We start from the raw sequence: 23,826 nt of genomic DNA, 5'->3' as shown, positions 1-23,826 counted from the left end.
GCCGGTGATGGCCGTTCGGCCGCCCCAAGTAGTTCGCTCGCGCAGAGCACGGTTAAGACACCTAGTGCGAAACTTGCCGGCGCAACCCACAGATGACAGCTATGACGGGCCGCACTGCAGCATCAAAATCCCCAGCTGGTTGGTGGCTTTGGGGCGAGTCCGCTTGCGGAATGCAAATAGTCGTTTCGGCAGGTTCGTTAATTTCCTCGCGTTCTCAAATTACTCGGTCATTTTTGTTTGACCTGAACATCTAAATGGCGGTTTAGAACTCTTGGGATGGACGGTTAAAACCTACTGTGATCCTATGCTGTCGCAGTTCATGGGCATTCAATGCGATCAGCTTCGTATATTGTAGGTATTTTGATAGCCATTGCCGCCAGCATTGGCCTTTATTTGGTTTCTTACCAGTACTTCGTTTCAGAGGAGCTTTCGAAAGCTCAGGGCCGGCTCTCTCTTTACCAAAGCTCGGTGAACAGCGAACTCGAGCGATTTTCCCACCTCACATATGTGCTGTCACAGGATTCCTTTGTAATTGGAACAGCCGAAGGGGACGGCACCGGAACTTTAAACCGACGCCTCGAGGATTTTGCGGCGCAGGCGGGGCTGGATGCGATCTACCTGATGGACGAAGACGGGATCACGATTTCCTCATCGAATTACCGCGACACTGGGAGCTTTGTTGGCCAGAACTACGCTTTCCGCCCGTATTTCCAAACTGCCATTTCTGGTAAACAAGGCCGCTTCTATGCCATCGGGGCAACGACTGGTCTGCCAGGCTACTTCATCGCCAACGCAGTGCTTGACGACGAGGGAGCTTCAACTGGCGTCATAGCGATTAAGATCGATTTCTCTAATCTTCAGGATAGTTGGAAAAACTCGGGTGAACAGGTTCTTTTGGCCAATGAAGACGGCGTCGTTTTGCTTTCTTCGAACTTGGATTGGCGATATCGCGCGTTGGCGCCATTGTCAAAACCTCAGCAAGAGCGGATTCGGGATGCTAGGCAGTTTCCGGGGCAAGACTTAGATGCGTTGGATTGGGTTGAGTTGCCGGGAGATCAGGCCAGAATTGCTGGAACGAAGCGCCTGCACCTTGCAGCAACGGATTTGCCCGATGGCTGGTCGCTTCACTATTTTGCAAGTGACGATCAGGCCGTAGCACGTAGTTGGCTTGTAACCGCAATCTTTGTCCTTTTAGCGGGGCTCGCATTTATCTTTTTCCAGATACAACGCGCGAGGCGCGTAAGCGCGGCCTTGGAGCGGTCCGAAGAAGAAGAAGCAAAGCTGCGGGAGGCAAATGAAAGGCTCGCTATCGAAATCGACGACCGCAAGACAGCCGAGCGGAGCCTCAAACGCACACAAAGCGAGTTGGAACGCGCAAGCCGATTGGCGGCTCTGGGGCAATTATCCGCGTCGGTCACGCATGAACTAGGCCAGCCGATCGCAGCGATGCGCAATCACCTGGTGGCAGAAGAGATCTCATCTTCCGGTGAGTCCAAGCTACCGCAAAAAATTGGAAGTCTGGTCGACAGGATGGAAGGGATCACGCGCCAATTGCGGTTCTTCGCGCGCTCAGAGAGCGAGGCGTTCGACGACGTAGACTTATGCACTTCGGTCAACGCCGCATTGGCTCTGGTTGCGCCAAACATCGAGCAGGGCAAGGTGAAAATCTCAGTTGATGCGCCGACCAGCCCGGTCTTTATCCGGGGCAGTGCACTGCGTATCGAACAGGTCATCACTAATCTTTTGCGCAATGCGATTGACGCGATGGACGAAGTGGATGCACCTGAAATTCATATCGCTGTCACAGCTTCTGATGATGAAGCAGTGTTGGAAATTCAGGACAACGGTCACGGGTTGGGTGAGGCAACGTTGGCTGAGTTGCAAGAGCCATTTGTAACCACAAGAGAGAGCGGGAAAGGCATGGGCTTGGGACTGGCCATTTCCACCAGCATTGTCAAAGATCACGATGGCACGATGACGGCCCGAAATCGTGATGGCGGCGGAACAGTTTTTCGTGTCACCTTCCCGATGGCCTCGATGACTGAAGAAATGAACGAATGACCCAGCAGCAACCTTTCAAAGTTCTGGTCGTTGATGATGACAAATCGATGCGACAATCGCTTGTCGAGTTGCTCGAAGCCGCCGGCTGGACTGTTAGCGCCCTGTCGCGCGCAACCCACGTGACGGAACATCTGGCCAACGCCTCGCCCGATGTCATTTTGTCTGATGTGCGTATGCCCGGCATGTCGGGACTTGAATTGCTGGCCAGCCTGGACAGGCATGTGGCGCCTCCGGTGGTATTGATTTCGGCACATGGTGACATCCCGATGGCGGTTCAAGCTATACAGGACGGGGCGTATGGGTTCATCGAAAAGCCATATGAGCCACGGCGATTGCTTACGGTGCTTAGGCACGCGGCTGAACAAAACCGAATGCGAAGAAGCAATGCCCGCCTCAAAGACCGGCTGTTCAAACTGTCAGGGCTGGATCGTATCCTGCTGGGGCAAACAGACGCTATTAAAGACTTGCGACAAGAAGTACTTGACCTTGCCGATACTTCGGTTGCGGTTTTGTTGCAGGGGGATACCGGCACCGGGAAAGAGCTGGTTGCCCACGCTTTACATGATTTGGGCCGCTCGCCGGAAGCACCGTTTCTTGCGCTGAACTGCGCCGCGTTGTCGGCCGATACGTTTGAAGCGGAAATGTTCGGCGTAGCAGGTGAATCCGACGGAAGGCTTGTAGCGGCATCGGGCGGGACCTTGTTTCTGGATGAAATCTGCTCGTGCCCAACAGCGGCGCAGGCAAAGCTGCTAAGGGTCATCGAAGATCAGCAGGTGCTGCCGGTGGGGGCTGTGTCGCCGGTGCCAGTAAGCTTCAGGGTCGTGTCAGCAACCAACGAAGATGTTGTACTGGCAGCCGAGGAAGGCCGCCTGCGTCAGGACCTTTTGTTTCGACTGAACACTGTTGTTCTATCTTTACCTCCGCTACGTCAAAGACGGGATGATCTGGTTCTGTTGGCAACGCATTTCTTGAACGAATACGCGCAGGTTTATGAGATTGACGCGCCAGAACTCGATCAGGATGATTTGGCCGCTCTGCTTGCACATGACTGGCCCGGCAATGTGCGTGAATTGCGCCATGTTTGCGAACGGCGCATTTTGGCGGCCCGACGCGGAGGAGGGTCGGTGGCGCAGGCTATCCAAAGCGATCAGCACTTCGACGAAGTGCCGGATACGCTGCGCGAAGCCGTTGCTGCTTTTGAACGCGAGCTCATCGGCAAAGCCATCAAGGCGCACAAAGGCCGCATGGATGCCGCCGCCGAAGCGCTTGGGATTGGCCGCCGGACGCTTAACGAAAAGATCGTCAAACTCGGTCTCGATAAAGAGGCGCTGTTGTAGGAGAAATCACTCTGCGGATATCCGCAGGGCCTCCGAAACTTCACGCGCATTTTCCTTCATAGGCAGGCTGCTGCGCATCATGAATACTCTGCCCAAACACATTGCGTGATCTGGGAGGAGCCATTATGCGCAAACATCTTAACCGGGCGGCGATTGCTGCCCTGTCACTGACCCTTGCATCCGAAGCACTGGCCGTCGAATGGAATGTTTCCCTGTGGGGCAAGCGTCGTGCCTTTACCGAACACGTCGAGAAACTTGCCGAACTGGTGAGCGAAAAGACGGGCGGCGAGTTCACACTCAACATCAGCTATGGCGGCCTGTCGAAGAACAAAGAAAACCTCGATGGGATTTCGATCGGTGCGTTTGAAATGGCCCAGTTCTGCGCGGGCTATCACCGCGACAAAAACCCCTCGATCACGGTTCTGGAACTGCCGTTTCTGGGTGTGACTTCGCTGGACCAAGAGATCGACCTGTCGATGGCTGTCTACCAACACCCGGCCGTTGTCGAGGATCTGGCCCGCTGGGATGCTACGCTCCTGATGCCGTCGCCGCTGCCGCAGTACAACCTTGTTGGCGTCGGTCAAGCACCTAAATCCCTAACCGATTTCAAAGGTCTGAGCGTTCGGGCGACTGGCGGCATCGGTAAAGCGATGGAGACTGTTGGGGCAGTTCCAACCTCGATGTCTGCATCCGAAGTGCGTCAGGCAATGGATAGCGGCATCGTCAAAGCGGTCAGCTTTGCGCCACACGCGCATATGTCCTTTGGCACCATTGAAAATGGCACGTGGTGGACGACGAACCTCAATCCCGGCACCGTCAACTGCCCTGTCGTGGTGAACACGCTGGCACTGGAAGATCTGTCTGACGAACACCGCGAAGCTCTGCTGGGGTCTGTGGATGAGGCACTGGATCACTACGTGAGCCACTACCAGACCAAAACGATGGAAGCGTGGGGCCCTGAGCTGGATCAACGCGGCATCGAACGGGTCACTTTCAGCGATGAAGAAATCGCAGCGTTCAAAGAAGCTGCTGCCGCCCCCGCGGCCGAGGCCTGGATTGCAGAAAACACCGAGCGTGGCCTGCCAGCACAAGACCTCTATGACCTTGTGACTGGCAAGATCGCAAACGGCAGCTAATCCACTCACAACCCGGCGCTGGCCAAGCTGGCGTCGGGTGCCTTTTTCCCTGACAGCGGAGTACAAAGATGGCCGGGTCATCCCAGGTGCTGTCCGACGACAGCCGTCTCAGCATTCTCGATCAACATCTCTACAAACTGGAAAGCTTTCTGGCCCTGATCAGCGGTCTTGCAGTTTTCTCGCTGATGGTCATGGCCGTAGTCTCCGTTGGTGGTCGGAATTTCGCCAATGCGCCACTTCCCGGTTACGTGGACTGGATCGAGCAGGCCATGCCGTTAATCGCCTTCATGGGGATTTCCTATGCGCAGCGTGATGGCGGTCATATCCGAATGGACATGGTTGTTGGAGCGCTTAGAGGCCGGACGCTCTATATCGTTGAGTTCGTCACAACTGCTGTCATTCTGGCGCTGATCGTCTTGCTGATCTGGGGGAGCTGGGCGCATTTCGCACGCAGCTTTGACTTTGGTGCGCCACTCTGGAGCCGCGACAGCTCCATCGACATAGGTATCCCGTTGTGGCCCGCAAAGCTGTTGGCCCCCGTCGCCTTTAGCGTGCTTTGTCTCAGGCTTGTTCTGCAGCTCTGGGCCTATGGTCGCGCGATCCGGCGCCCTGATCAGGCACCTATTGCCGTCCCACTAATAGCCGATGCAGCCACTCAAGCTGCAATGGAAGCCGAGCACGTCTCGGGCCACGACAACTGAGGTTAAGTCTGATGGAACCCATTGATATTGGTCTGATCGTCTCGGGCGGTATGCTTGTTCTTGTGGTGTTGGGGATGCGCGTGGCGTTTGCCGCCGCGACAGCAGGCATGGTTGGTCTAATCTGGATCTTCTGGGCCAAGTTTGGTTATGACCCGGCGCGGTTCGGCAAGGCTGTGACCGTGGCCGTCAAAACAGCGGGGCAGGTGCCGCACTCCAAGATTTCAAGCCAGGCATTGAGCCTTATCCCGACCTTCATCCTGATTGGTTACCTCGCCTATTACGCGGGCCTGACCAAGGCACTGTTCGAAGCCGCGAAGCGTTGGCTGGCATGGGTCCCGGGCGGGCTGGCGGTTTCGACCGTTTTCGCAACCGCTGGGTTTGCAGCGGTATCCGGGGCCTCGGTCGCCACATCCGCTGTGTTCGCCCGTATCGCCATCCCCGAGATGCTAAGGATCGGCTACGACAAGCGTTTTGCTGCAGGTGTCGTCGCTGCAGGCGGTACGCTAGCCTCGCTCATTCCGCCTTCGGCCATTCTGGTCATCTACGCGATTATTGTCGAGCAGGACGTGGGCAAACTGCTTTTGGCCGGGTTCATCCCGGGCATGTTCTCGGCGGTAATTTATGGCTTGCTGATCATTGGCATGGCCGTCGTGATCAAAGGATTTGGTCCCGCAGTCACCGGATTCACATGGAAAGAACGTTTCCTCTCGTTGCCGCCCGCATTGCCCATCGTGATTGTCGTCGTCACCATCATCTTCTTTGTCTACAACCCGTTCGGCGGAGATGCCTGGGGTACGCCAACCGAAGGCGGCGCAATTGGAGCCTTCGTGGTGTTCCTGATGGCACTGTATCAGGGTATGCGCTGGGCCGAACTCAAAGACGCGCTTTTGGAAACCGCCAAGCTAAGCGTCATGATTTTCACGATCATCTGGGGCGTTTTGGTTTACGTTCGTTTTCTTGGGTTCGCCGAACTGCCAAGCGCATTCTCCGACTGGATTACCTCGCTTGAGATGTCTCCGATGCTAATCCTGATCTGTATTCTTCTGGCGTACGCTGTACTGGGCATGTTCATGGATGCGATAGGTATGCTGCTCTTGACGCTGCCGGTAGTTTACCCTGCCGTCATGGCGTTGAACGGTGGTGAAGCCGTAAGCGCAGCCGATAGCACGTTCGGTATGTCTGGGCCTATGTGTGCCATTTGGTTTGGCATTTTGGTTGTCAAAATGGCTGAGTTTTGCCTGATCACCCCACCCATCGGGCTGAATTGCTTTGTCGTGGCCGGCGTTCGTGATGACCTAAGCGTTCAGGATGTTTTTAAAGGTGTAACGCCTTTCTTTCTGGCGGATGCTGCGACCATCGCGATGCTCGTTGCCTTCCCCGCTATCGTCCTATGGCTTCCTGGTCAGGTTTGAATCACATGGGATGATTTTGGAGTGCGGTATGCCGGTGCAGCTAAGGCCTGCATCAATCAACTGCACTGCAGATTACGTCACACTTGTTCGTCCGGTTTGGGCAGCCTTTGTTGGCGCCGATAGCTTGCCACAAGTCAGATAGTGCTGTGCACCCTAGGCCTGGAATGGGCCCAAGGCAGTCAATCGTTCGACTTTTCTGAAATACTCAAAAAAGTTCGCTGCCTATCAAAAAACGGGTGTAGCCTGACTTATGGAGTTAGGGGAGAAAGTTGATGCAAACAAAGGACCCGGCAAATTCGGTAAGATACGCTCAGCGTGTAATTGTCTCTAGTTCCACGTTGGGAGCCCTGGCATTTTTGCTACTGCCGGGCCAAGCACAAGCTCAAAGCTCGCAAGCCTGCGTAGAATTAGGTTCTCCCCGGATAGAGTATTCATCCGGATCTGAAAGCACTCGCGTTAATCAAACAATCTCAACGACGGAGCGCACGTGTCTGCCGATCCCAAACGGACCCATTACAGGACTTACAATTGGAAACTCCTCGATCACGTCCTCAGGTGAAATTGAGTTGTATGTTCCTGGCCAAAATACCGTTTCCAGCAATGCTTCAGTTTTAACTCTTCTGAATGTTGATGTCGCCGCAGGCAGCGGAGACTTTGTATCCCGGGAAGCGTTGGCAACAAACATCAACGGGAAGCTCAGAGTGAACCTCATTGGAACTTCGATTGGTTCCGGCAGATCAATGACGTTCGCTCCCTTCAACGGCGCGAATATCGACCCCACGGAAGTCTACTTCCAGTCCGACCGCCCGCTAACCTATGACAACCTTACCGTTATGGGAGCGACCGAAGTAGTTTTTGGGGCCTACTATATTCAGACTCGGGTTGCCGAGGCTTCTGATTTCACACTGACGAATAGTTCGATTTCTTCAACCAGTGACCTGGCGATAGCGGCAGGCACGACTGTTCGGCTTGATGCAGCAAGTAGTTTGAACACCGTAAACTTTGAGAGTTTTGGCACGTTGGCCGGCACGGGAACCGTGAACGCATTCAACTTCACAGTTAAGAACGGGGGGGTGCTTTCGCCGGGCTTTTCAATTGGTACACTTAATAACAGTGGCGGAATCGCCTTTGAAACTGGGTCAAGGCTCTTAAGTGAAGTCGATCCAACTGTCGGGCAGAAAGCTGACTTGGTGTCATCCAGCGGGCGGGTGACAGGGATTAACAACGCCACAATCCAAGTCGAAGCCGCTCGTCCCGGTCTGACTGCGCAAGACTATGCGGCCGGCAACAATTACACGGTTCTTCAAGCCTCGAGTATTGATGGGGACGCACCGACGCTCGTTGCAGGTGGATCTCTGCCGGCTTTGTCTAATCTGACGATAGCCAATACGCCCACCGCAGATAGTCAGGTCGACATTGCATTCACTGCACAACCGGTCTCAAGCTTACCGCAGAACCCGGCGGTTACCAGTTCGCCAAACGCCAGCAACCTCGCTGGAGCGGTTGCTAATACCACAAACACATCACCGGGGACGGGGCTCAATAGCGGTTCAACAATTGGTGCCGCTGTCAATACGCTCACCAATTCAGGTCTGGCTGGGTTTAATCGCGTGCATGCAGAACCCTATTCCTCCAACCTGACTATTGGGCTTGAGCAACTAGACCTGATAACAAACACGGTTCTGAGCCATGCTGACTGCCGCAAATATCAAGCAGTTGGTTTCAACAATCAAAACAGACCCGTTGCATCAGGTGGCATCGACACGGTCCGCAGCCCTAGTGGCGCAATCGACTGCTCTGATCGGCGCTGGTGGATCGACACGGCCTATGTGAGCGGGGACGTTGATGGAAGTAACGGCCTCGGGACATTCGACTATTCACTCGGCACTATTTTGGTTGGTGCTGATGTCTTCAGTTCGGAAAGAGGGGTCGTTGGCGTGTACGCAGGATTTGGGACGTCCTCCATGGATGAGCACGATCAAGTCGATCAGGACTTTTCGACAGACAGTTATCACGCGGGCGTCTATGGGCGTACAACAACCGGAACGTGGGAGTTCTCCGGGCTGATCGGTTACATGTTCGGTGAAACTGACGCCAAACGGAATAACCCGTCTGTAGATGGGTTTACGGGAGGCGAGGCAAAGTCGGATTTGGACCAAAAAGGCATTCACGCCGGTATCCAAGCACGGAGGCTGTTTAACCTGGACAGTGGCGCAAGAGTTTCCACGGTTTTCGGACTAAACTACGGGCGCATCCAACAAGGCTCTGGAACAGAATCCGGAGGCGGCGATTTCAACTATTCAATTGAAAAAGCGGATGCAGAGTCTTTGGTCGCTTCTATTGGCGTCGACTATCAACGGGACTTCTTGAGTGACAATGGCGTGCTGACCCCAATTGCCTTTGCTCGCTACGAGTACGACTTTTTTGCCAACAAGGATGGTGAGCATGAAGTCACTGTTACAAGCCCGATATTTGGGACATTTACACAAGTCGGGCAAAACCGAGGTGCCAACGGCTTCGTTCTCGGGCTGGGACTAGGGTATCAAATATCCGAGCAAGCCAGAATAACAGCAGGATACGGCTATTCGGTACGTTCAAATGGTCAAGAACATGGCTTGGGGGCAAACCTTAGTGTTCGTTTCTGATTGCGTGTCACAGTTGTTTCCCTTCTTGGATCATACACGTTGACCACAGTTGTTGGGGCATTCATCGATGAGCCCTGCTGACGGCAGCTTTGTCCGCGCTCCCGACCTTCGCCCTTAATCAACTCATGCAACTGCAGCGAATGGTGGTTCGGACAGGCCAAAGCTGACCTTCGCGGCACCTGGAAAGAGTGGTAGCCGTCGAGGTGACGCGGGCATCAAATGTCGAGATTTCGTGACATCCGCTAGACTGCGAGGCGGAGCGTCCTTTACAGCGCCGCCTCGCCGCGGTCATGGTTGTCGCTGCCGTAACCTGTGGCGACGAAATCTAGTGGGCAATGGTTAAGGCGCCACTATCCAGCGATGACATCCTGTCGCTGTACGCCCAACCCCTCAATCCCCAGCTCCATTGTGTCGCCTGGCTTCAAATAGTTCTGAGGTTCTTGCCCCATACCGACGCCAGGGGGTGTTCCTGTCGAAACCACATCTCCGGGTTGCAGCGACATAAACTGCGAAAGGTGCGAAATGACGGTTGCCACCCCAAAATGCATCGTTTTGGTTGACCCATCCTGGTATCGGCGCCCGTTTACCTCAAGATACATCGGCAGGTTTTGCGGGTCTGGCACCTCGTCTCGTGTCACCAGCCAGGGGCCGATTGGACCGAATGTGTCTGCGGACTTTCCTTTGACCCATTGGCCCGAGCGATGAAGCTGAAAGTCACGTTCTGATAGGTCGTTTACAACGCAGTACCCGGCGACGTGGTCCATGGCTTCGGCCTCAGAGACGTATTTGGCCTCTTTGCCGATGACGACACCCAGCTCCACCTCCCAGTCGGTTTTGACCGATCCACGCGGGATTTCGACCGTGTCATTGGGGCCGATGATAGCCGAGGTGGCCTTGAAGAAAATCACTGGCTCAGCCGGAAGTTCCATTCCGCTTTCCGCCGCGTGATCGGCATAGTTCAGACCAATGCAGATAAATTTGCCGACATTGCCAACGCATGGGCCGATGCGCGGATCTCCATCTACCACCGGCAGGCTGTCCACATCGATGGCACGCAACTTTTCAAGAACGGCGTCGCCAAGCGTGTCGCCGGATATGTCATCAACCACACCGGAAAGGTCGCGAACCGAGCCGTCGGATGCCAAGATACCGGGTTTTTCAGCGCCTTTGGGGCCATAACGTAGCAGCTTCATTGTAAAGTCCTTCCTGTTCAAATCGTCCAGCCGCCATCAATGGCAAAAGGCTGACCCGACGTGTATTTGCTGGCATCGCTGGCCAAATACAGAGCCAGTTCTGCGATCTCTTCCGCGGTGCCAATTCGGCCCATGGGCTGACGGGCAATGAAATCGGTCATTGCCTGATCGTAGTCTCCTGTGGCGCGCAGCCTCTCATGCAGACTGGGGCTGTCGACGGTGCCGGGACAAATCGCGTTGCACCGGATGCCTTGTGTTACGAAATCGGCGGCCACGGACTTGGTCAGGCCAATGACCGCTGCTTTTGATGCACAATAGGCAAATCGGTTGGGCACGCCTTTCATGGATGATGCGACCGACGACATGTTGATGATTGACCCACCGCCTGCTTCCAGCATTCCCGGAAGGGTCAGTTGGATCAGTCTGAACATGGCTTTGACGTTGAGGTCGAAGCTGAAATCCCAGTCCTTTTCGTTGCACTCAAGGATTGAGCCTCCTGCAACATAGCCCGCACAGTTAAACAGAACGTCCAGGCTCGGCAGGTCGGCCGCAGCGGCTGTCACAGCCTCATTGTCGGTTACGTCCAGCTTGAGTGGCTCGATACCTGCGACACCGCCTAATTCTGCAAGCGAAGCATCGTTGATGTCGCTGGCGATCACGCGCGCGCCTTCGGCCGCAAACAATTCAGCGGTTGCACGGCCGATGCCTTGCCCCGCAGCTGTGATCAGGGCGGTTTTGCCCGCAAGCCGGTTGGATGGTTCGAATGTCGTCATTGGTTGCCTCACAGTTTCTCGGGCAGAAGGTCGGTTGGGATGTCCTGATAGCAAACCGGCCGCAAGAAACGGCGGATCGACAATGTGCCCACGGAGGTCGCGCCAAAGTTGGTTGAGGCGGGGTAGGGGCCGCCGTGGACCATGCTGTCGCAGACTTCGACGCCGGTTGGGAAACTGTTGGCCAGCAGACGCCCCGCCTTTCTTTCCAGCAGCGGTAGCAGCGCCTGAGCATCGGGTTTGTCGGCTGCGTCCAGATGTAGTGTGCAGGTCAGTTGCCCCTCAATGGCGCGTGCGACCTGTTGCATCTGAGCGGTGTCTTTCACGCGCACGATGATGCCCAACGGTCCGAAAACCTCTTCCTGCAGCTTGTGATCGGCCAGCCAGTCATCGCCGGAAACTGCGAACAGGTACGGCGCGGCATCGCGCGTCTCGCAACTGGTGCCCATGATCTTGGAAACTCCTGTTCCGGCGGCGACGCGGGAAACGCCGTCGCGATAGGCCGCTGCAATTCCATCGGTCAGCATTGTCTGGTCAGCCACCGAAGACAGCCCAGTTTCAGCTGCGGACTGAAACGCTTCGGCATCGGGTCCGTCAATAATCACGGCGATGCCAGGATTGGTGCAGAACTGACCGGCGCCCATCGTCAGCGAAGCCGCCCAACCTGCGCCGATCTCAGTCCCGCGCGCGGTAGCGGCTTGCGGTAAGATAAACATGGGGTTGACCGAGCCCAGCTCACCAAAGAACGGAATGGGTTCATCCCGCTGCGCGCACAGGTCAAACAGGGCGCGGCCGCCCGCCAGGCTGCCGGTAAAGCCCACCGCCCGGATCAGCGGATGCTGCACCAGACGCGTGCCTACATCCCGTTTGCCGCCCTGAACCAGCGAAAACACTCCGGGGTGAACACCGGTCGCCTTAATGGCGGCGTCGATGGCTTGCGCAACGATTTCACCTGTTCCGGGATGGGCGGAATGACCTTTGACAACAACGGGGCATCCGGCGGCTAGTGCCGCCGCCGTGTCGCCCCCCGCGACTGAGAAGGCCAGCGGAAAGTTTGACGCGCCGAACACCGCAACAGGACCCAGCGGGCGCTGTATCATGCGCAGGTCGGGGCGGGGCAGGGGGGCGCGATCCGGCATAGCCGGGTCATGGCGCATGTCCAGATAATCACCCGCTTCGATGTGATCGGCAAAAAGGCGCAGCTGGCCAACGGTGCGACCGCGTTCCCCTTGCAGGCGCGCCTCGGGCAAGCCGGTTTCCTGAGTGCCGATCTCGGTGATGGCATTTCCACGCGCGTCGATCTCATCAGCGATCTTGCGCAGAAGCGCGGCGCGCTCGGTGCGCGAGGACCACCCGAAAGTGGCAAAGGCCGCCTCTGCCGCTTCTACGGCGGTGTCGACCAAAGCCGCCGTCCCAACAAAAAATTCATGGCTTGGTCCATGCGCAGGTTCTGACGCAAAAGTTGCATCTGCACCGACCCATTCGCCAGCGATCAGGTGTTTTCCAGTCAACATATTCGTTCTCACTTACAGTATGCCGCGATGGGCGAGGTTTCGCATCAGGTGTGACGCCCCGAAGGTCCATTCAGGGCATTCCGTCGAAAGGCACACTGTGTTTGTCAGTGCACCAAGTTGTGCATTGGCGATGGTGACAACGTCGCCAAGCTTGTGCGTGAATCCACCTCCTGGGGTATCGCGGTCCTGGGTTGGGGCGAACAGAGTGCCAAGAAACAGCATCAGCCCATCCGGATATTGGTGGTGGCGTCCGATTGTCTGCTTCACAAGATCGGCAGGATCACGACTGATCTGAGACATAGATGAGCTACCGTTCAGGATAAATCCATCTGGTCCGGTGACGGTCAGCGTCAGTTCAGCCTGACGTACAACGTCCAGTGTGAACCCATTATCGAACAACCGGATCATTGGCCCGATCGCGCAGGAGGCATTGTTGTCCTTGGCTTTGCTCAGCAACAAGGCTGAGCGCCCCTCGACATCGCGCAGGTTCACATCATTGCCCAGCGTTGCGCCCTTGATCTCTCCTTTTGAGGTCACAGCCAGAACAACTTCGGGCTCGGGGTTGTTCCAGGTCGATACGGGATGCAGCCCGATGTCCGCGCCAAACCCGACTGCCGAAAGGACCTGCGCCTTTGAAAACACCTCGGCGTCGGGGCCGATCCCGACTTCTAGATACTGGCTCCAGAGACCTTCCGCGATCAGTGCTTCTTTGACCTCTGCGGCCGCGTCCGATCCCGGTACGATGTTCGAGAGGCTGTCGCCGATCCGATCTCCGATGCGCGCCCGGATTGCGTCTGCTTTGGCAGGATCGCCCGCGGCTTGTTCCTCGATCACGCGCTCGACCATGGAGCCCGCAAATGTGACACCGCAGGCCTTAACCGCCTGCAGGTCGCATGGCGCGAGCCATTGGTGGTTTGCGTCCAAAGGGCCGATTTCTTCACCGTGGGCGGTGCGGACATAGTCTGCCGCGTCGTCGCGTTCCAGAATGTCCCGGACGGTTGGCGCGGTTTTCGACGTTATATCGACAACCTGCCCGTTGCGCAGGGTTACCACGCTGGGTCCGACCCCAGCACGCTCAACACGGCCGAGCCACAGCCCGTTAGGTTCCAACATAGGTATGGTCATTTCAGTCCCTGAGGTTATAGGCGCGGGCGGCATTCCCACCCATGATCGCCTGGCGTTCTGTACTGCCCAACTGGTTCAACAGCGTGTCGGTGGTTTCACACCAGCGCTCGTAACTGCTAGCCAAGGTGCAAACTGGCCAATCGCTGCCCCAAATCAGACGCGACGGGCCGAAGGTATTCAGTAGGTGATCCACGTAGGGGCGCAGGTCTTCGATCGTCCAGTCTGAGGCAGCCTCAGTCACAAGGCCGGACAGCTTGCACCATGCACTGGTATCTCGGGCCAATGTTGACATGTCTTCGGACCAGCCGTCCAAGATCGCGTCTTTGATCAACGGTTTCGATCCATGGTCGATGACCACACGCATATCGGGGTAGCATTCAAGAAGTTGCCCGAGCGGGCCCAAGTGTTGGGGTAACGTCAATGCATCGAATGTCAGGTCATGCCGTTGGACAGCCTCGAAAGCCGGTGACAGGGTATCGCCAAGCATCCACAAAGGATCAGCGATGTCCTGTATCATGGGGCGAAGACCGACCAGTGCCGGATGGGCGGCCAAAGCAGCAATCTGCGCGCCAATATCTTCGGCTTCAAAATCAACCCAGCCGACAACACCTTTGATAAACGCATTCTGGTCGGCCAGAGAGAGCATGTATTCGGTCTCAGCCACAGTAGGGGCCGCCTGGACAAGGACCGTGCCGTCAATCTCGGCAGCCTTAAGCAAGGGCATGAGATCGTCCGGGGTGAAATCCCGGTAGATCGCGCCCACATCGGGCGTCAGCCAGCCATAGTCGCCACGCGCCAAAGCCCAGAAGTGCTGATGCGCGTCGATTCTCATCCGATCACACCCTTTTTCAGGATGATGTTGCCGTAAAGCCTGCGTTCGCCCGTCTGAACGATGGCAAACGCGTTCGCTGCACGGTCGTAGAATGCAAACCGTTCCAAGCTCTGAACCTTGGTTGGGTTATCGGCGGTCGTGTCGATGATGCGCTGAAAATCCTCAACTGCGTCAGGAACCGCCTCCGGGTTGCCAACAACCTGCATAGTCAACGCCGGATCAGGCACGAAGGTGTCCAGCGGCATTACGGACAACACAGCTTGCAACGCTTCACTGGCCGAAGACCCATCCGCCCGGATGCAGTCCGGCCCGCTGCTGGAACCCGGGAAATTCGCGTCTGCAATAACAATTTCATCCCCGTGGCCCATGGCCCTGAGAGTATACAGAAGCTCCGGCGACAGGATCGGGTCGATGTTACGCAGCATTTGCAGCCTCGCTTGGCAGGGGCGCGTCCGGTCGGATCAGACCTTCGGATCGCAGATCCGACCACAGGCCCTGGGGAATGTCACGCTCCATCAAGGCCACATTGGACTGGACTTCTGCTGCGTTGACGGCTCCGGGAACAACCGTTTTGACGCAGGGATGACCCAGAACAAATTGCAGCGCTGCAGCGATCAACGGAGTGTTGTGTGCCGTGCAAACGGCCTCGATCTTACGGACCCGGTCCAGAATGTCTTCCGGCGCATCTGTATAGTTGTACTTGGCACCAGGAACTGCTCCGGTTGCGAGAATGCCTGAATTGTAAGGTCCTCCGAGAATAATTCCGACATCGCGCTGCTCACATAGCGGCAGGAAACTGTCGAGCGCTTCCTGCTCCAGCAGGGTATAGCGTCCGGCCAGCAGGAACCCATCGAAATCCCCCAGTCCAAGAAGCTTTTCGCAAACCTGCCATTCGTTTACGCCCGCGCCGATTGCGGCGATTTCGCCTGCATCGCGCAATTCCGTCAGCGCTTTGTATCCCCCGCCGTCAAAAAGCTCGCGCACCTTGGCGTCAGACATTTCCTGGCTGCCCTGGCTGAAGACACAGACGTCGTGCACCAAAAGAATGTCAGAGTTGGCCACACCGATCCTGTCGCGGCTGGCCTCATAAGACCGCATGACCCCGTCATAGGTATAGTCGAACACGATCCGTTTTTGCGGTACGTCGACGAAGGCTTCGGGTGTCACTTCATGCGGTTCGCAGTCCAGTAGTAGGCGCCCGATCTTGGTCGAAAGCTGAATGTTCTCACGACCGAACCGGCCAATTGCCTGTCCAAACCGATGCTCTGACCGGCCAAGCCCATATTGCGGCGCGGTGTCAAAAAATCGAATGCCTGCGTCATAGGCGGCCTGAAGTGCCGCCTGTGCGTCCTCGTCCGAGACTTTGCGATACAGGTTGCCCAACGGCGCGCCGCCAAAACCCATGCGGGTCAGGGGAACAGGCCGTGTGGTACGGTTGTTCAGTAATTCTGTCTTGGAAACGGTCATCCTGCCTCGCTATTCAGCTGTGGTGTGAGGTTGAACAGATGGGGCTTTTCCTGTTCCAGCTGTTCGATGCGCGGCATCAACTGCCCAAGGTGGGTGCGCATGGCGTCCTGCGCAGCCTGTTCGTCGCGATTGCTGATTGCCTCAAAAATGGCCCTATGCTCCGCCAGTGTCTCGGCTATCCGACCCGGGGTGGGAAGCAACAGCATGCGGGCGCGGCTAACCTGCAATGAAACGGTTTGGGCGACATCCGCAAGGCGGCGGAAGCCCGTGAATTCCATCAGCAGGCCGTGAAACTCTTCATCGGCCTGGTAAAAGCCAGGAATATCTTCATCTTCGATTAGCAGTTCCTGTAGGCGCATGTTGCGGCTCAACCGCTTGCGCTGATCGTCGGTCAGATCGCGCGCGACCTTGGCGACAGTTGCGAGCTCAAGCGCTTCGCGCAGGAAAACACCTTCGCGGATCTCGTCCATCGAAAAGTAAGACACTCGGGTACCGGATTGCGGCACTACATCCACCAATCCTTCAGAGGCCAGGCGCGCGATAGCGTCTGCGACGGGTGCGCGAGAAACGCCCAATCGTTCGCACACAGGAGCCTTCCGGAGATTTGCTCCGGGCGGGAAATCAAGCGACAGAATCGCTTGCTTTAAAGAGTGGTGTACCCGTTGTGTCAGCGGCCCTTCGATAGTCGTGATTTCGGGCAGCAGCGCGGCATCAATATCATGGTGTTTGCTCATGCTTAGCAATTTAACATTCTAACATGTTAGTTGACAAGTGGCGATTTTGAACTTAGCAACATTGGCCAAGCAAGCGGGGAAGTGATGCAAGCACATAGCGGCATAAATGTTTTGAAAGGCGCGGCGCGTGACGTCGTGAAGCTCAACCCGCAGGACAATATTGTCATTGCGCTGCGTGACTTGGAGGCAGGAGAGCAGCCCGCGTCTGTGCCTGTGGCGCTTGCCGCATCAGTGGCGAGAGGTCACAAGATTGCCGTGGAACCAATTCCCGTCGGTGAGAATGTCATCCGGTACGGCCAGATCATCGGGCAGGCCAAATGCGACATCGCACCGGGCGAACATATCCACGTGCACAACCTCGGTATGGGTGCGCATCAGCAAGACTATGCACATGCCAGCGCGAACGCGCCACTGCCAGCTCTGAACGAAGAGCGGACATTCGATGGCTACCACCGCACCGACGGCAAAGTGGGAACCCGAAACTACATCGGAATTCTGACCACCGTGAATTGTTCGGGGTCCGTGGCGCGTTTCATTGCTGAGGCGGCGGAAAAATCCGGGCTGCTGGACAGCTTTCCGAATGTGGACGGTGTGGTTCCGATTGTGCATGGCACCGGCTGCGGAATGTCCAGCAAGGATGAGGGTTATGCCACCCTGTTCCGCACCCTGTCCGGGTACGCACAACATCCGAATTTCGGGGGTATCCTGCTGATTGGTCTGGGGTGTGAGGTCATGCAGGTCGCAGACCTTGTTGGCGGTCGTCCAATCCGCGCTGACGGTGCCTTACGTTACATGACCATTCAGAACGAGGGCGGAACGCGGCGTACCATCGAACGCGGGCTGGAAGAACTGTGCGGCATCGCGGATTTGGCTAATCAGGCTGAACGCGCCCCCGCTCCGATCAGTGCCATTACGGTCGGCATGCAATGCGGCGGCTCGGATGGGTATTCGGGGATCACTGCCAACCCCGCGCTGGGTTTTGCTTCGGATCTGCTGGTGCGTCACGGAGGCACGACGATCCTTTCGGAAACCTCGGAAATCTACGGGGCAGAGCACTTGCTGACCCGGCGGGCCGAAACGGTCGAAGTTGGCGAAAAGCTGATCGAACGCATTCACTGGTGGGAGGATTACACCGCCCGCAATGGCGGTGAGATGGACAACAATCCCAGCCCCGGCAACAAGCGCGGTGGGTTGACTACCATTCTTGAAAAATCGCTTGGTGCCGTTGCCAAAGGAGGCACAGCCCCTCTACGCGATGTCTACAAATTCGGTGAGATGGTCGACAAGCACGGGTTCGTCTTCATGGACAGCCCGGGGTTCGATCCATGTTCTGTCACCGGGCAAGTGGCGTCGGGTTCAAACCTTGTCGTGTTCACTACCGGGCGAGGCTCGGTGTCAGGCTATCAGCCCACGCCCTGTATCAAGCTGGCCACAAATTCCGAGATGTATGCCCGCATGGCCGACGACATGGACCTGAACTGCGGTGACATCGTGACCGACGGGGTCAGCATCGAGGCAAAGGGCGAAGAGCTGTTCGAAATGCTCATCCGTGTTGCGTCGGGGCAAGAAACCAAAAGCGAGGAACTTGGATTTGGGGGCGTTGAATTCGTCCCCTGGCAAATCGGCGCGGTGATGTAATCGCGTCGGGCCCAAGGGAGAGGGGCACATGGGAGGGAAAATGAATAAATTGGTCGAAATGACGGGGATTGATAAGTTCTTCCCTGGTGTGCACGCGCTGAAATCCGTGCAGTTCGATCTTGAACCGGGCGAAGTTCACGCGCTGATGGGTGAGAACGGGGCCGGGAAAAGCACGTTGATGAAGATCCTGTCGGGTATCTATCAGCGCGATGGTGGAACGCTGAAGATTGAAGGGCGTGAAGTCAGCCCGACAACCCCCCGTGAAGCGCAGGATCTGGGCATCGGGATCATTCATCAGGAGTTGAGCCTGATGAACGATCTGACCGTGGCTCAGAACATTTTTATCGGGCGCGAACCGCGCAAGAGCTTTGGTCGATTGGACGAGGCGGCGCTGAATACGCAGACCGCCGAAATCTTTGCTGCGATGAACCTCAGCCTTGATCCCAAGGCGTTGGTTGGCAGCCTGACCATCGCAAAACAGCAAATGGTCGAGATCGCCAAGGCACTGTCGTTCCGATCCAAAGTGTTGATCATGGACGAGCCCACGGCGGCCCTGAATGACGCAGAGATTGCCGAGCTGTTCGTGATCATCCGCCGCCTCAAGGCCGAGGGCGTGGGTATCGTTTACATCAGCCACAAGATGGACGAGCTCAAGCAAATCTCAGATCGCGTGACAGTCATGCGCGATGGTGAATACGTCGGAACAGTAGGTGCGGCCGAAACTCCGATCAGCCAGATCATCGCCATGATGGTGGGCCGCGAGGTCAAGGAAGAACCGCTGGACGTGCCCGATCTGGGCGATGCTGAGATGTCTCTGCAAGTCACCGGGCTGAGCCGGAGCAATGAAATCCAAGACGTCAGCTTCTCGGTCCAAAAGGGCGAAATTCTGGGCTTCGCCGGTCTCATGGGTGCGGGGCGCACCGAAGTCGCGCGCGCCATCTTTGGAGCTGACACCAGGGATAGCGGAGAAATCCGGGTACATGGTCAGGTGGTGTCGATCAAATCACCCACCGACGCTGTCAAGGCAGGGATCGGATACCTGTCCGAAGACCGAAAGCATTTCGGCCTCGCCACCGGTATGAACGTACGCGACAATATTGCGCTTGCCTCGATGGATCTGTTCACGGGCGCAGGCGGTGTTCTGCATGATGGTGAAATCAGCGACACTGCGAAAAGCTACATCCAGCAATTGGGCATTAGAACGCCATCGGATGTGCAAGAGGTTCGCCTTCTGTCAGGCGGCAACCAGCAGAAGGTTGTCATCGCCAAATGGCTGCTACGTGACTGCGATATTCTGATTTTCGACGAGCCCACACGTGGCATCGACGTCGGCGCGAAATCCGAGATTTACAAACTGCTGGAAGACCTGGCGGGGCAGGGCAAGACGATCATCGTGATCTCGTCTGAACTGCCCGAGATCATGCGTCTTAGCCATCGCATCGCCGTGATGTGCGAAGGGCGACTGACCGGAATTCTGCCGGGCGGCAAAGACACCACACAAGAAGACATCATGCATCTGGCCACGCAACGCGCGGCTGCGATGCAGGTAACAGGGACAGTCCAATGACCACAGCAACCGACATCGAAAAGAAAAAGCCACTATCGGGCCTTGCGGACAGCGGCGCGTATCAAAAGCTTTTGGCCTTTGCCAGTTTGATCATTCTGCTGATCGGTTTTTCCATTGCTTCACCCAACTTCATGCAGACGTCGAATATGATCGCCATTCTTCAGGCGACATCAGTTAACGGCGTTCTGGCCGTCGCCGCGACGCTGGTTATCATTACGGGTGGCATTGATCTGTCGGTTGGGACATTGATGACCTTCTGCGCAGTGATCGCCGGTGTGGTGCTGACATATCTCGGGATGCCCTTGCTGCTGGGCGTTGCTGCAGCCATAGCCGCAGGGGCCTTCTGCGGACTTTGCTCAGGCACATTCGTTGCCAAAATGAAAATCCCACCCTTTATCGCCACGCTGGGGATGATGTTGATCCTCAAAGGTCTTTCGCTGGTTATCTCGGGAACGCGGCCAATCTACTTCAACGATACGCCGGGTTTCGACCTGATTTCGCGCGGGTCACTGATCGGAGAGGTTTTTCCGTCTCTGCCCATCCCCAATGGTGTTCTGATCCTGTTCCTTGTGGCTATCGCAGCCTCATACATTCTGGGGCGCACGGTTCTGGGCCGGTACACCTTTGCGCTTGGCTCCAATGAGGAAGCAGTGCGTCTGTCCGGCGTAAACACCGACATGTGGAAGATGCGCATTTACGCGCTCGCCGGCGCGATCTGCGGCATCGCCGGCATCTTGATCGCCTCGCGTCTGAATTCCGCGCAACCGGCATTGGGACTTGGATACGAACTGGAGGCGATCGCCGCCGTGGTGATCGGAGGTACTTCGCTGTCCGGCGGGCGCGGGACGATTCTGGGTACGCTCATTGGTGCCTTGATTATGGCCGTGCTGACCAACGGTTTGCGCGTGCTGTCCGTCGCGCAGGAGTGGCAGACCGTTGTGACAGGAGCAATCATCATCCTGGCCGTCTATGCCGATATGGCACGGCGCAAGAAATCGGGATGAACAAGCAACTAAATCAATAATCAAAACGACCAACTGGAGGAGAAAAACATGTTTTCACGTCGTTTCATTCTGGGGGCGCTGAGTGCAGCCACCCTGGCAGGACCCGCCTCGATGGCGGCAGCCGAAGAAGTTTACATCCCACTGGTTTCGAAAGGTTTCCAACACCAGTTCTGGCAGGCGGTGAAGTCGGGAGCGGAGCAAGCGGCTGACGAGTTTGATGTCACCATCACCTTCGAAGGCCCGGATAATGAGACCATGGTCGACCGCCAGATCGACATGCTGGCTGCCGCTCTGGCCAATAACCCCAAAGCCATTGGTTTTGCCGCTCTGGACAGTCAGGCAGCGATCCCGCTTTTGAAACAGGCCAATGAAAAGGGCATTCCCATCATCGCGTTCGACAGCGGCGTTGACAGTGACATTCCGCTTTCAACCGCGACAACGGATAACCTGGCGGCAGCCGGGCTCGCAGCCGACAAGATGGCAGAGAAAATTGGTGGAAAAGGCAAAGTCGCTGTTGTCGCGCATGATCAGACCAGCCGCACCGGTATTGATCGCCGCGATGGCTTCGTCAATCGCATGGCCGAGAAGTACCCGGATATCGAAGTTGTCACGGTTCAGTATGGCCAGGGTGACCACCTGAAATCGACCGAAGTCACCAAGGCGATCCTGACGGCGAACCCCGATCTGAATGGCATCTTCGGCACCAACGAAGGCTCGGCTATCGGTGTTGTGAATGGCGTTCAGGAGTTGGGTACCGAAGGCCTGGTAATCATCGGCTATGACAGCGGCAAAGCGCAGAAAGACGCAATCAAAAGCGGCCTGATGGCAGGTGCGATCACGCAAAACCCGGTGGGCATCGGCTATGAGACGGTGAAGGCAGCAGTCGCAGCTTTGAACGGGGAAGAGGTTCCAGGTCTGATCGACACCGGCTTCTACTATTACGACGCCTCGAACATTGACGATCCAAAGATCTCAGCCGTTCTGTACGACTAAGTAGAACCACTCACTTTGTCCGGCCTACCATTTGGGCAGGCCGGACAACTTCATCTGCAGATTGTCAGGTGAATTGATACCACGGCGCGCGGGGCGGGGGCATTCGGGTCGCAACGCCGGCGTGCAACTGAGCTGCCGTCGTTTTTAGTGCATCAATGACAAATTCGGGCCGATCTTCGCGTGAGGCAATTTCCGAACGAAAACACGCCCCGGCCGATGTCGGAAACACGGGTGTTGTGTGTGAGGCGACCACGAAAACTATGTAGTTTAAGGCATGGGTGCCAAGCTTGCTTCAATGAAAGCAGGGCGGCCATAGCAACCGATGCTGCTCAGTTTGCGCACGTCAGCTTCCACCTCGCGAGCGAGGTATCGTTTGTGATCGCGGCGGCAAGTCGCCGCCGCAATCGAGCGCTCAATCCAAATGCACGACGGCCTCGACCTCGAAGAGCATAGGGTCGATGGCGAGTTTTGATACAGGGACCAGCGTTTGCGCGGGCAATACATCGCCAAACATCCGCACTACATTTTCTGTCAGCACACCCAGCTTCGACATATCGTGGTCGACCACGAACACGGTTAACTTAACGACGTGCCGAGGGAGAGCGCCGAGCGCGTCGAGGACCACAGCCAGATTGGCATAGGCCTGTTCAACCTGATTACCGAACTCCGGTGATAGGTTGCCGGTTTGATCTTGTCCGCCCTGTCCTGAAACAAAGGCCAGCCGCCCTGCAGCAGGAGAGATTACTGCCGTGCTATAGCCGTTTGGCGTGGGATCATACAGATGTGGTGGATTAACGATGATCGGCAATATGCTGACGGGTGTATTCTGATCTCGGGACGTCATAGTCATTCTCCTTGCTGAGTGGTCCGAGATCGCCTTAGAACGCTATGGTGACAAAATTTGTCACTATAAGTGTTAAGGTGAATAAATGAACATCCGTCTCCGACATGATGCCATCGTGCGCACCCTTCGCCGTAACGGAACAGCAACGGTAGATGAACTGGCCTGTCAGGTCGGTGCATCCAGACGAACCGTATTGCGCGATATCGGTGCGTTGCGCGACCAGGGTTTTGTTATCCATTCCGAATGTGGGCGTGGCGGGGGCGTGCAACTTGATCCGCAATCCGTGCAGACCACCGCCCGTCTTTCGGTCGCAGAGGTGTTTGCTCTGCTCATCAGTGTCGCAGCAATGCGTGCGGCGCGCAGCCTTCCCTTCTCGGGCCTCGCCGACGCGGGACTTGCCAAGATCGAGAAGGCCCTTCCGTCCGACAAGGTGCGGGATCTGCGCAGGTTTCTTGACTGTCTGCATGTCGGACAACTTTCACCCAAACAGGACATCTCGGACATGGGAAGTATTGACGCTGCGCTTTTGCCTGCCTTCGAAACCGCGTTTCTGCAACGGCAAAACCTGCGCTTCGGCTACCGGGACGCAAAGGGCGCGGAAACGAGCCGCGAAGTGGAACCGCAAGCTATGCTTATTTTACCGCCGATCTGGTATCTCGTAGCCTGGGACCCCAGTCGTGAGGACTTCCGGCATTTTCGCATGGATCGGATCAACCGCCCCGAGATCGTCAAGGGAACATCGTTCCGGAGACGCCATGTTCCGTTCGAGGACGATGTCTGCCCCTACAACGAATTTCCGCGCTGAACACCAGGAACGCGTGAAGCCCGGGCGGCAGTGTTCCAGTATCTTAAA

20 protein-coding genes are annotated in these 23,826 nt (G+C 56.5%); 11 read left to right on the top strand and 9 right to left on the bottom strand.

Annotated features, from left to right (window positions below):
• Positions 1 to 330 precede the first annotated feature (330 nt).
• From GOW92_RS11040 to GOW92_RS11015, 6 genes are all read left to right on the top strand, one after another.
• Positions 331 to 2,061: a sensor histidine kinase gene (locus tag GOW92_RS11040; RefSeq protein ID WP_170560635.1), complete on the top strand. Its 1,731-nt coding sequence runs from the start codon at positions 331 to 333 to the stop codon at positions 2,059 to 2,061.
• Complete coding sequence (locus GOW92_RS11035; protein WP_170560634.1) at positions 2,058 to 3,398, top strand: sigma-54-dependent transcriptional regulator; 1,341 nt, start codon at positions 2,058 to 2,060, stop codon at positions 3,396 to 3,398. The genes GOW92_RS11040 and GOW92_RS11035 overlap by 4 nt, the downstream gene beginning before the upstream one ends.
• 125 nt (positions 3,399 to 3,523) lie before the next feature.
• Positions 3,524 to 4,534 (top strand): TRAP transporter substrate-binding protein DctP, encoded by a 1,011-nt coding sequence (gene dctP, locus GOW92_RS11030; protein ID WP_170560633.1) that lies wholly within the window; start codon positions 3,524 to 3,526, stop codon positions 4,532 to 4,534.
• Positions 4,535 to 4,602: 68 nt separating this feature from the next.
• Positions 4,603 to 5,235: a TRAP transporter small permease subunit gene (locus GOW92_RS11025; RefSeq protein ID WP_170560632.1), complete on the top strand. Its 633-nt coding sequence runs from the start codon at positions 4,603 to 4,605 to the stop codon at positions 5,233 to 5,235.
• Between the two features lie 11 nt (positions 5,236 to 5,246).
• Entirely contained in the window at positions 5,247 to 6,647 is a 1,401-nt protein-coding gene (locus tag GOW92_RS11020; RefSeq protein ID WP_170560631.1) for a TRAP transporter large permease, read from the top strand.
• A 566-nt stretch (positions 6,648 to 7,213) separates the two neighbouring features.
• Positions 7,214 to 9,292: an autotransporter family protein gene (locus tag GOW92_RS11015; protein ID WP_254452978.1), complete on the top strand. Its 2,079-nt coding sequence runs from the start codon at positions 7,214 to 7,216 to the stop codon at positions 9,290 to 9,292.
• Between the two features lie 350 nt (positions 9,293 to 9,642).
• On the opposite strand, the gene GOW92_RS11010 is transcribed toward GOW92_RS11015, so the two are convergent.
• Genes GOW92_RS11010 through GOW92_RS10975 form a run of 8 tightly spaced genes read right to left on the bottom strand, consistent with a single transcriptional unit; the run spans position 9,643 to position 16,927 of the window.
• Positions 9,643 to 10,485 (bottom strand): fumarylacetoacetate hydrolase family protein, encoded by an 843-nt coding sequence (locus tag GOW92_RS11010; protein ID WP_170560630.1) that lies wholly within the window; start codon positions 10,483 to 10,485, stop codon positions 9,643 to 9,645.
• A 17-nt stretch (positions 10,486 to 10,502) separates the two neighbouring features.
• Positions 10,503 to 11,258 (bottom strand): SDR family oxidoreductase, encoded by a 756-nt coding sequence (locus GOW92_RS11005; RefSeq protein WP_170560629.1) that lies wholly within the window; start codon positions 11,256 to 11,258, stop codon positions 10,503 to 10,505.
• 8 nt (positions 11,259 to 11,266) lie between these two features.
• On the bottom strand, positions 11,267 to 12,769 hold the full coding sequence (locus tag GOW92_RS11000) for an aldehyde dehydrogenase (NADP(+)) (protein WP_170560628.1): 1,503 nt from the start codon (positions 12,767 to 12,769) through the stop codon (positions 11,267 to 11,269).
• Positions 12,770 to 12,781: 12 nt separating this feature from the next.
• Positions 12,782 to 13,882 (bottom strand): fumarylacetoacetate hydrolase family protein, encoded by a 1,101-nt coding sequence (locus tag GOW92_RS10995; RefSeq protein ID WP_438826314.1) that lies wholly within the window; start codon positions 13,880 to 13,882, stop codon positions 12,782 to 12,784.
• Between the two features lie 13 nt (positions 13,883 to 13,895).
• Entirely contained in the window at positions 13,896 to 14,726 is an 831-nt protein-coding gene (locus GOW92_RS10990) for an amidohydrolase family protein (protein WP_170560626.1), read from the bottom strand.
• On the bottom strand, positions 14,723 to 15,151 hold the full coding sequence (locus tag GOW92_RS10985; protein ID WP_170560625.1) for an RbsD/FucU family protein: 429 nt from the start codon (positions 15,149 to 15,151) through the stop codon (positions 14,723 to 14,725). The genes GOW92_RS10990 and GOW92_RS10985 overlap by 4 nt, the downstream gene beginning before the upstream one ends.
• Positions 15,141 to 16,193, bottom strand: coding sequence for an aldo/keto reductase (locus GOW92_RS10980; protein ID WP_170560624.1), 1,053 nt, complete (start codon positions 16,191 to 16,193; stop codon positions 15,141 to 15,143). Before GOW92_RS10980 ends, GOW92_RS10985 begins: the two co-directional genes overlap by 11 nt.
• Positions 16,190 to 16,927 carry a GntR family transcriptional regulator gene (locus tag GOW92_RS10975; RefSeq protein WP_170560623.1) on the bottom strand — a complete coding sequence of 246 codons (738 nt, stop codon included), beginning with the start codon at positions 16,925 to 16,927 and terminating at the stop codon, positions 16,190 to 16,192. The genes GOW92_RS10980 and GOW92_RS10975 overlap by 4 nt, the downstream gene beginning before the upstream one ends.
• Positions 16,928 to 17,011: 84 nt before the next feature.
• Between GOW92_RS10975 and GOW92_RS10970 the strand changes: the two genes are divergently transcribed.
• From GOW92_RS10970 to GOW92_RS10955, 4 genes are read left to right on the top strand one after another with little or no spacing between them, the layout of a single operon-like run.
• A complete protein-coding gene (locus GOW92_RS10970; protein ID WP_170560622.1) occupies positions 17,012 to 18,565 on the top strand; it encodes a UxaA family hydrolase in 1,554 nt (517 codons plus the stop codon).
• Positions 18,566 to 18,605: 40 nt separating this feature from the next.
• Positions 18,606 to 20,132 (top strand): sugar ABC transporter ATP-binding protein, encoded by a 1,527-nt coding sequence (locus GOW92_RS10965; RefSeq protein WP_170560621.1) that lies wholly within the window; start codon positions 18,606 to 18,608, stop codon positions 20,130 to 20,132.
• Entirely contained in the window at positions 20,129 to 21,136 is a 1,008-nt protein-coding gene (locus GOW92_RS10960; RefSeq protein ID WP_170560620.1) for an ABC transporter permease, read from the top strand. Before GOW92_RS10965 ends, GOW92_RS10960 begins: the two co-directional genes overlap by 4 nt.
• A gap of 48 nt (positions 21,137 to 21,184) precedes the next feature.
• Positions 21,185 to 22,129, top strand: a complete 945-nt coding sequence (locus GOW92_RS10955; RefSeq protein ID WP_170560619.1) for an ABC transporter substrate-binding protein — start codon at positions 21,185 to 21,187, stop codon at positions 22,127 to 22,129.
• A 412-nt stretch (positions 22,130 to 22,541) separates the two neighbouring features.
• Here GOW92_RS10955 and GOW92_RS10950 read toward each other — a convergent pair whose 3' ends face one another.
• Positions 22,542 to 22,973, bottom strand: a complete 432-nt coding sequence (locus GOW92_RS10950) for a RidA family protein (protein ID WP_170560618.1) — start codon at positions 22,971 to 22,973, stop codon at positions 22,542 to 22,544.
• A gap of 85 nt (positions 22,974 to 23,058) precedes the next feature.
• Here GOW92_RS10950 and GOW92_RS10945 point away from each other — a divergent pair, with 85 nt between their 5' ends.
• Positions 23,059 to 23,778: a helix-turn-helix transcriptional regulator gene (locus tag GOW92_RS10945; protein WP_170560617.1), complete on the top strand. Its 720-nt coding sequence runs from the start codon at positions 23,059 to 23,061 to the stop codon at positions 23,776 to 23,778.
• Positions 23,779 to 23,826 lie beyond the last annotated feature (48 nt).

The organism is Ruegeria atlantica (assembly GCF_013032505.1).
Lineage (GTDB): Bacteria > Pseudomonadota > Alphaproteobacteria > Rhodobacterales > Rhodobacteraceae > Ruegeria > Ruegeria atlantica_F.
Note: the sequence above shows the minus strand (reverse complement) of the source record. Positions and strands in the feature narration are given on the sequence as shown.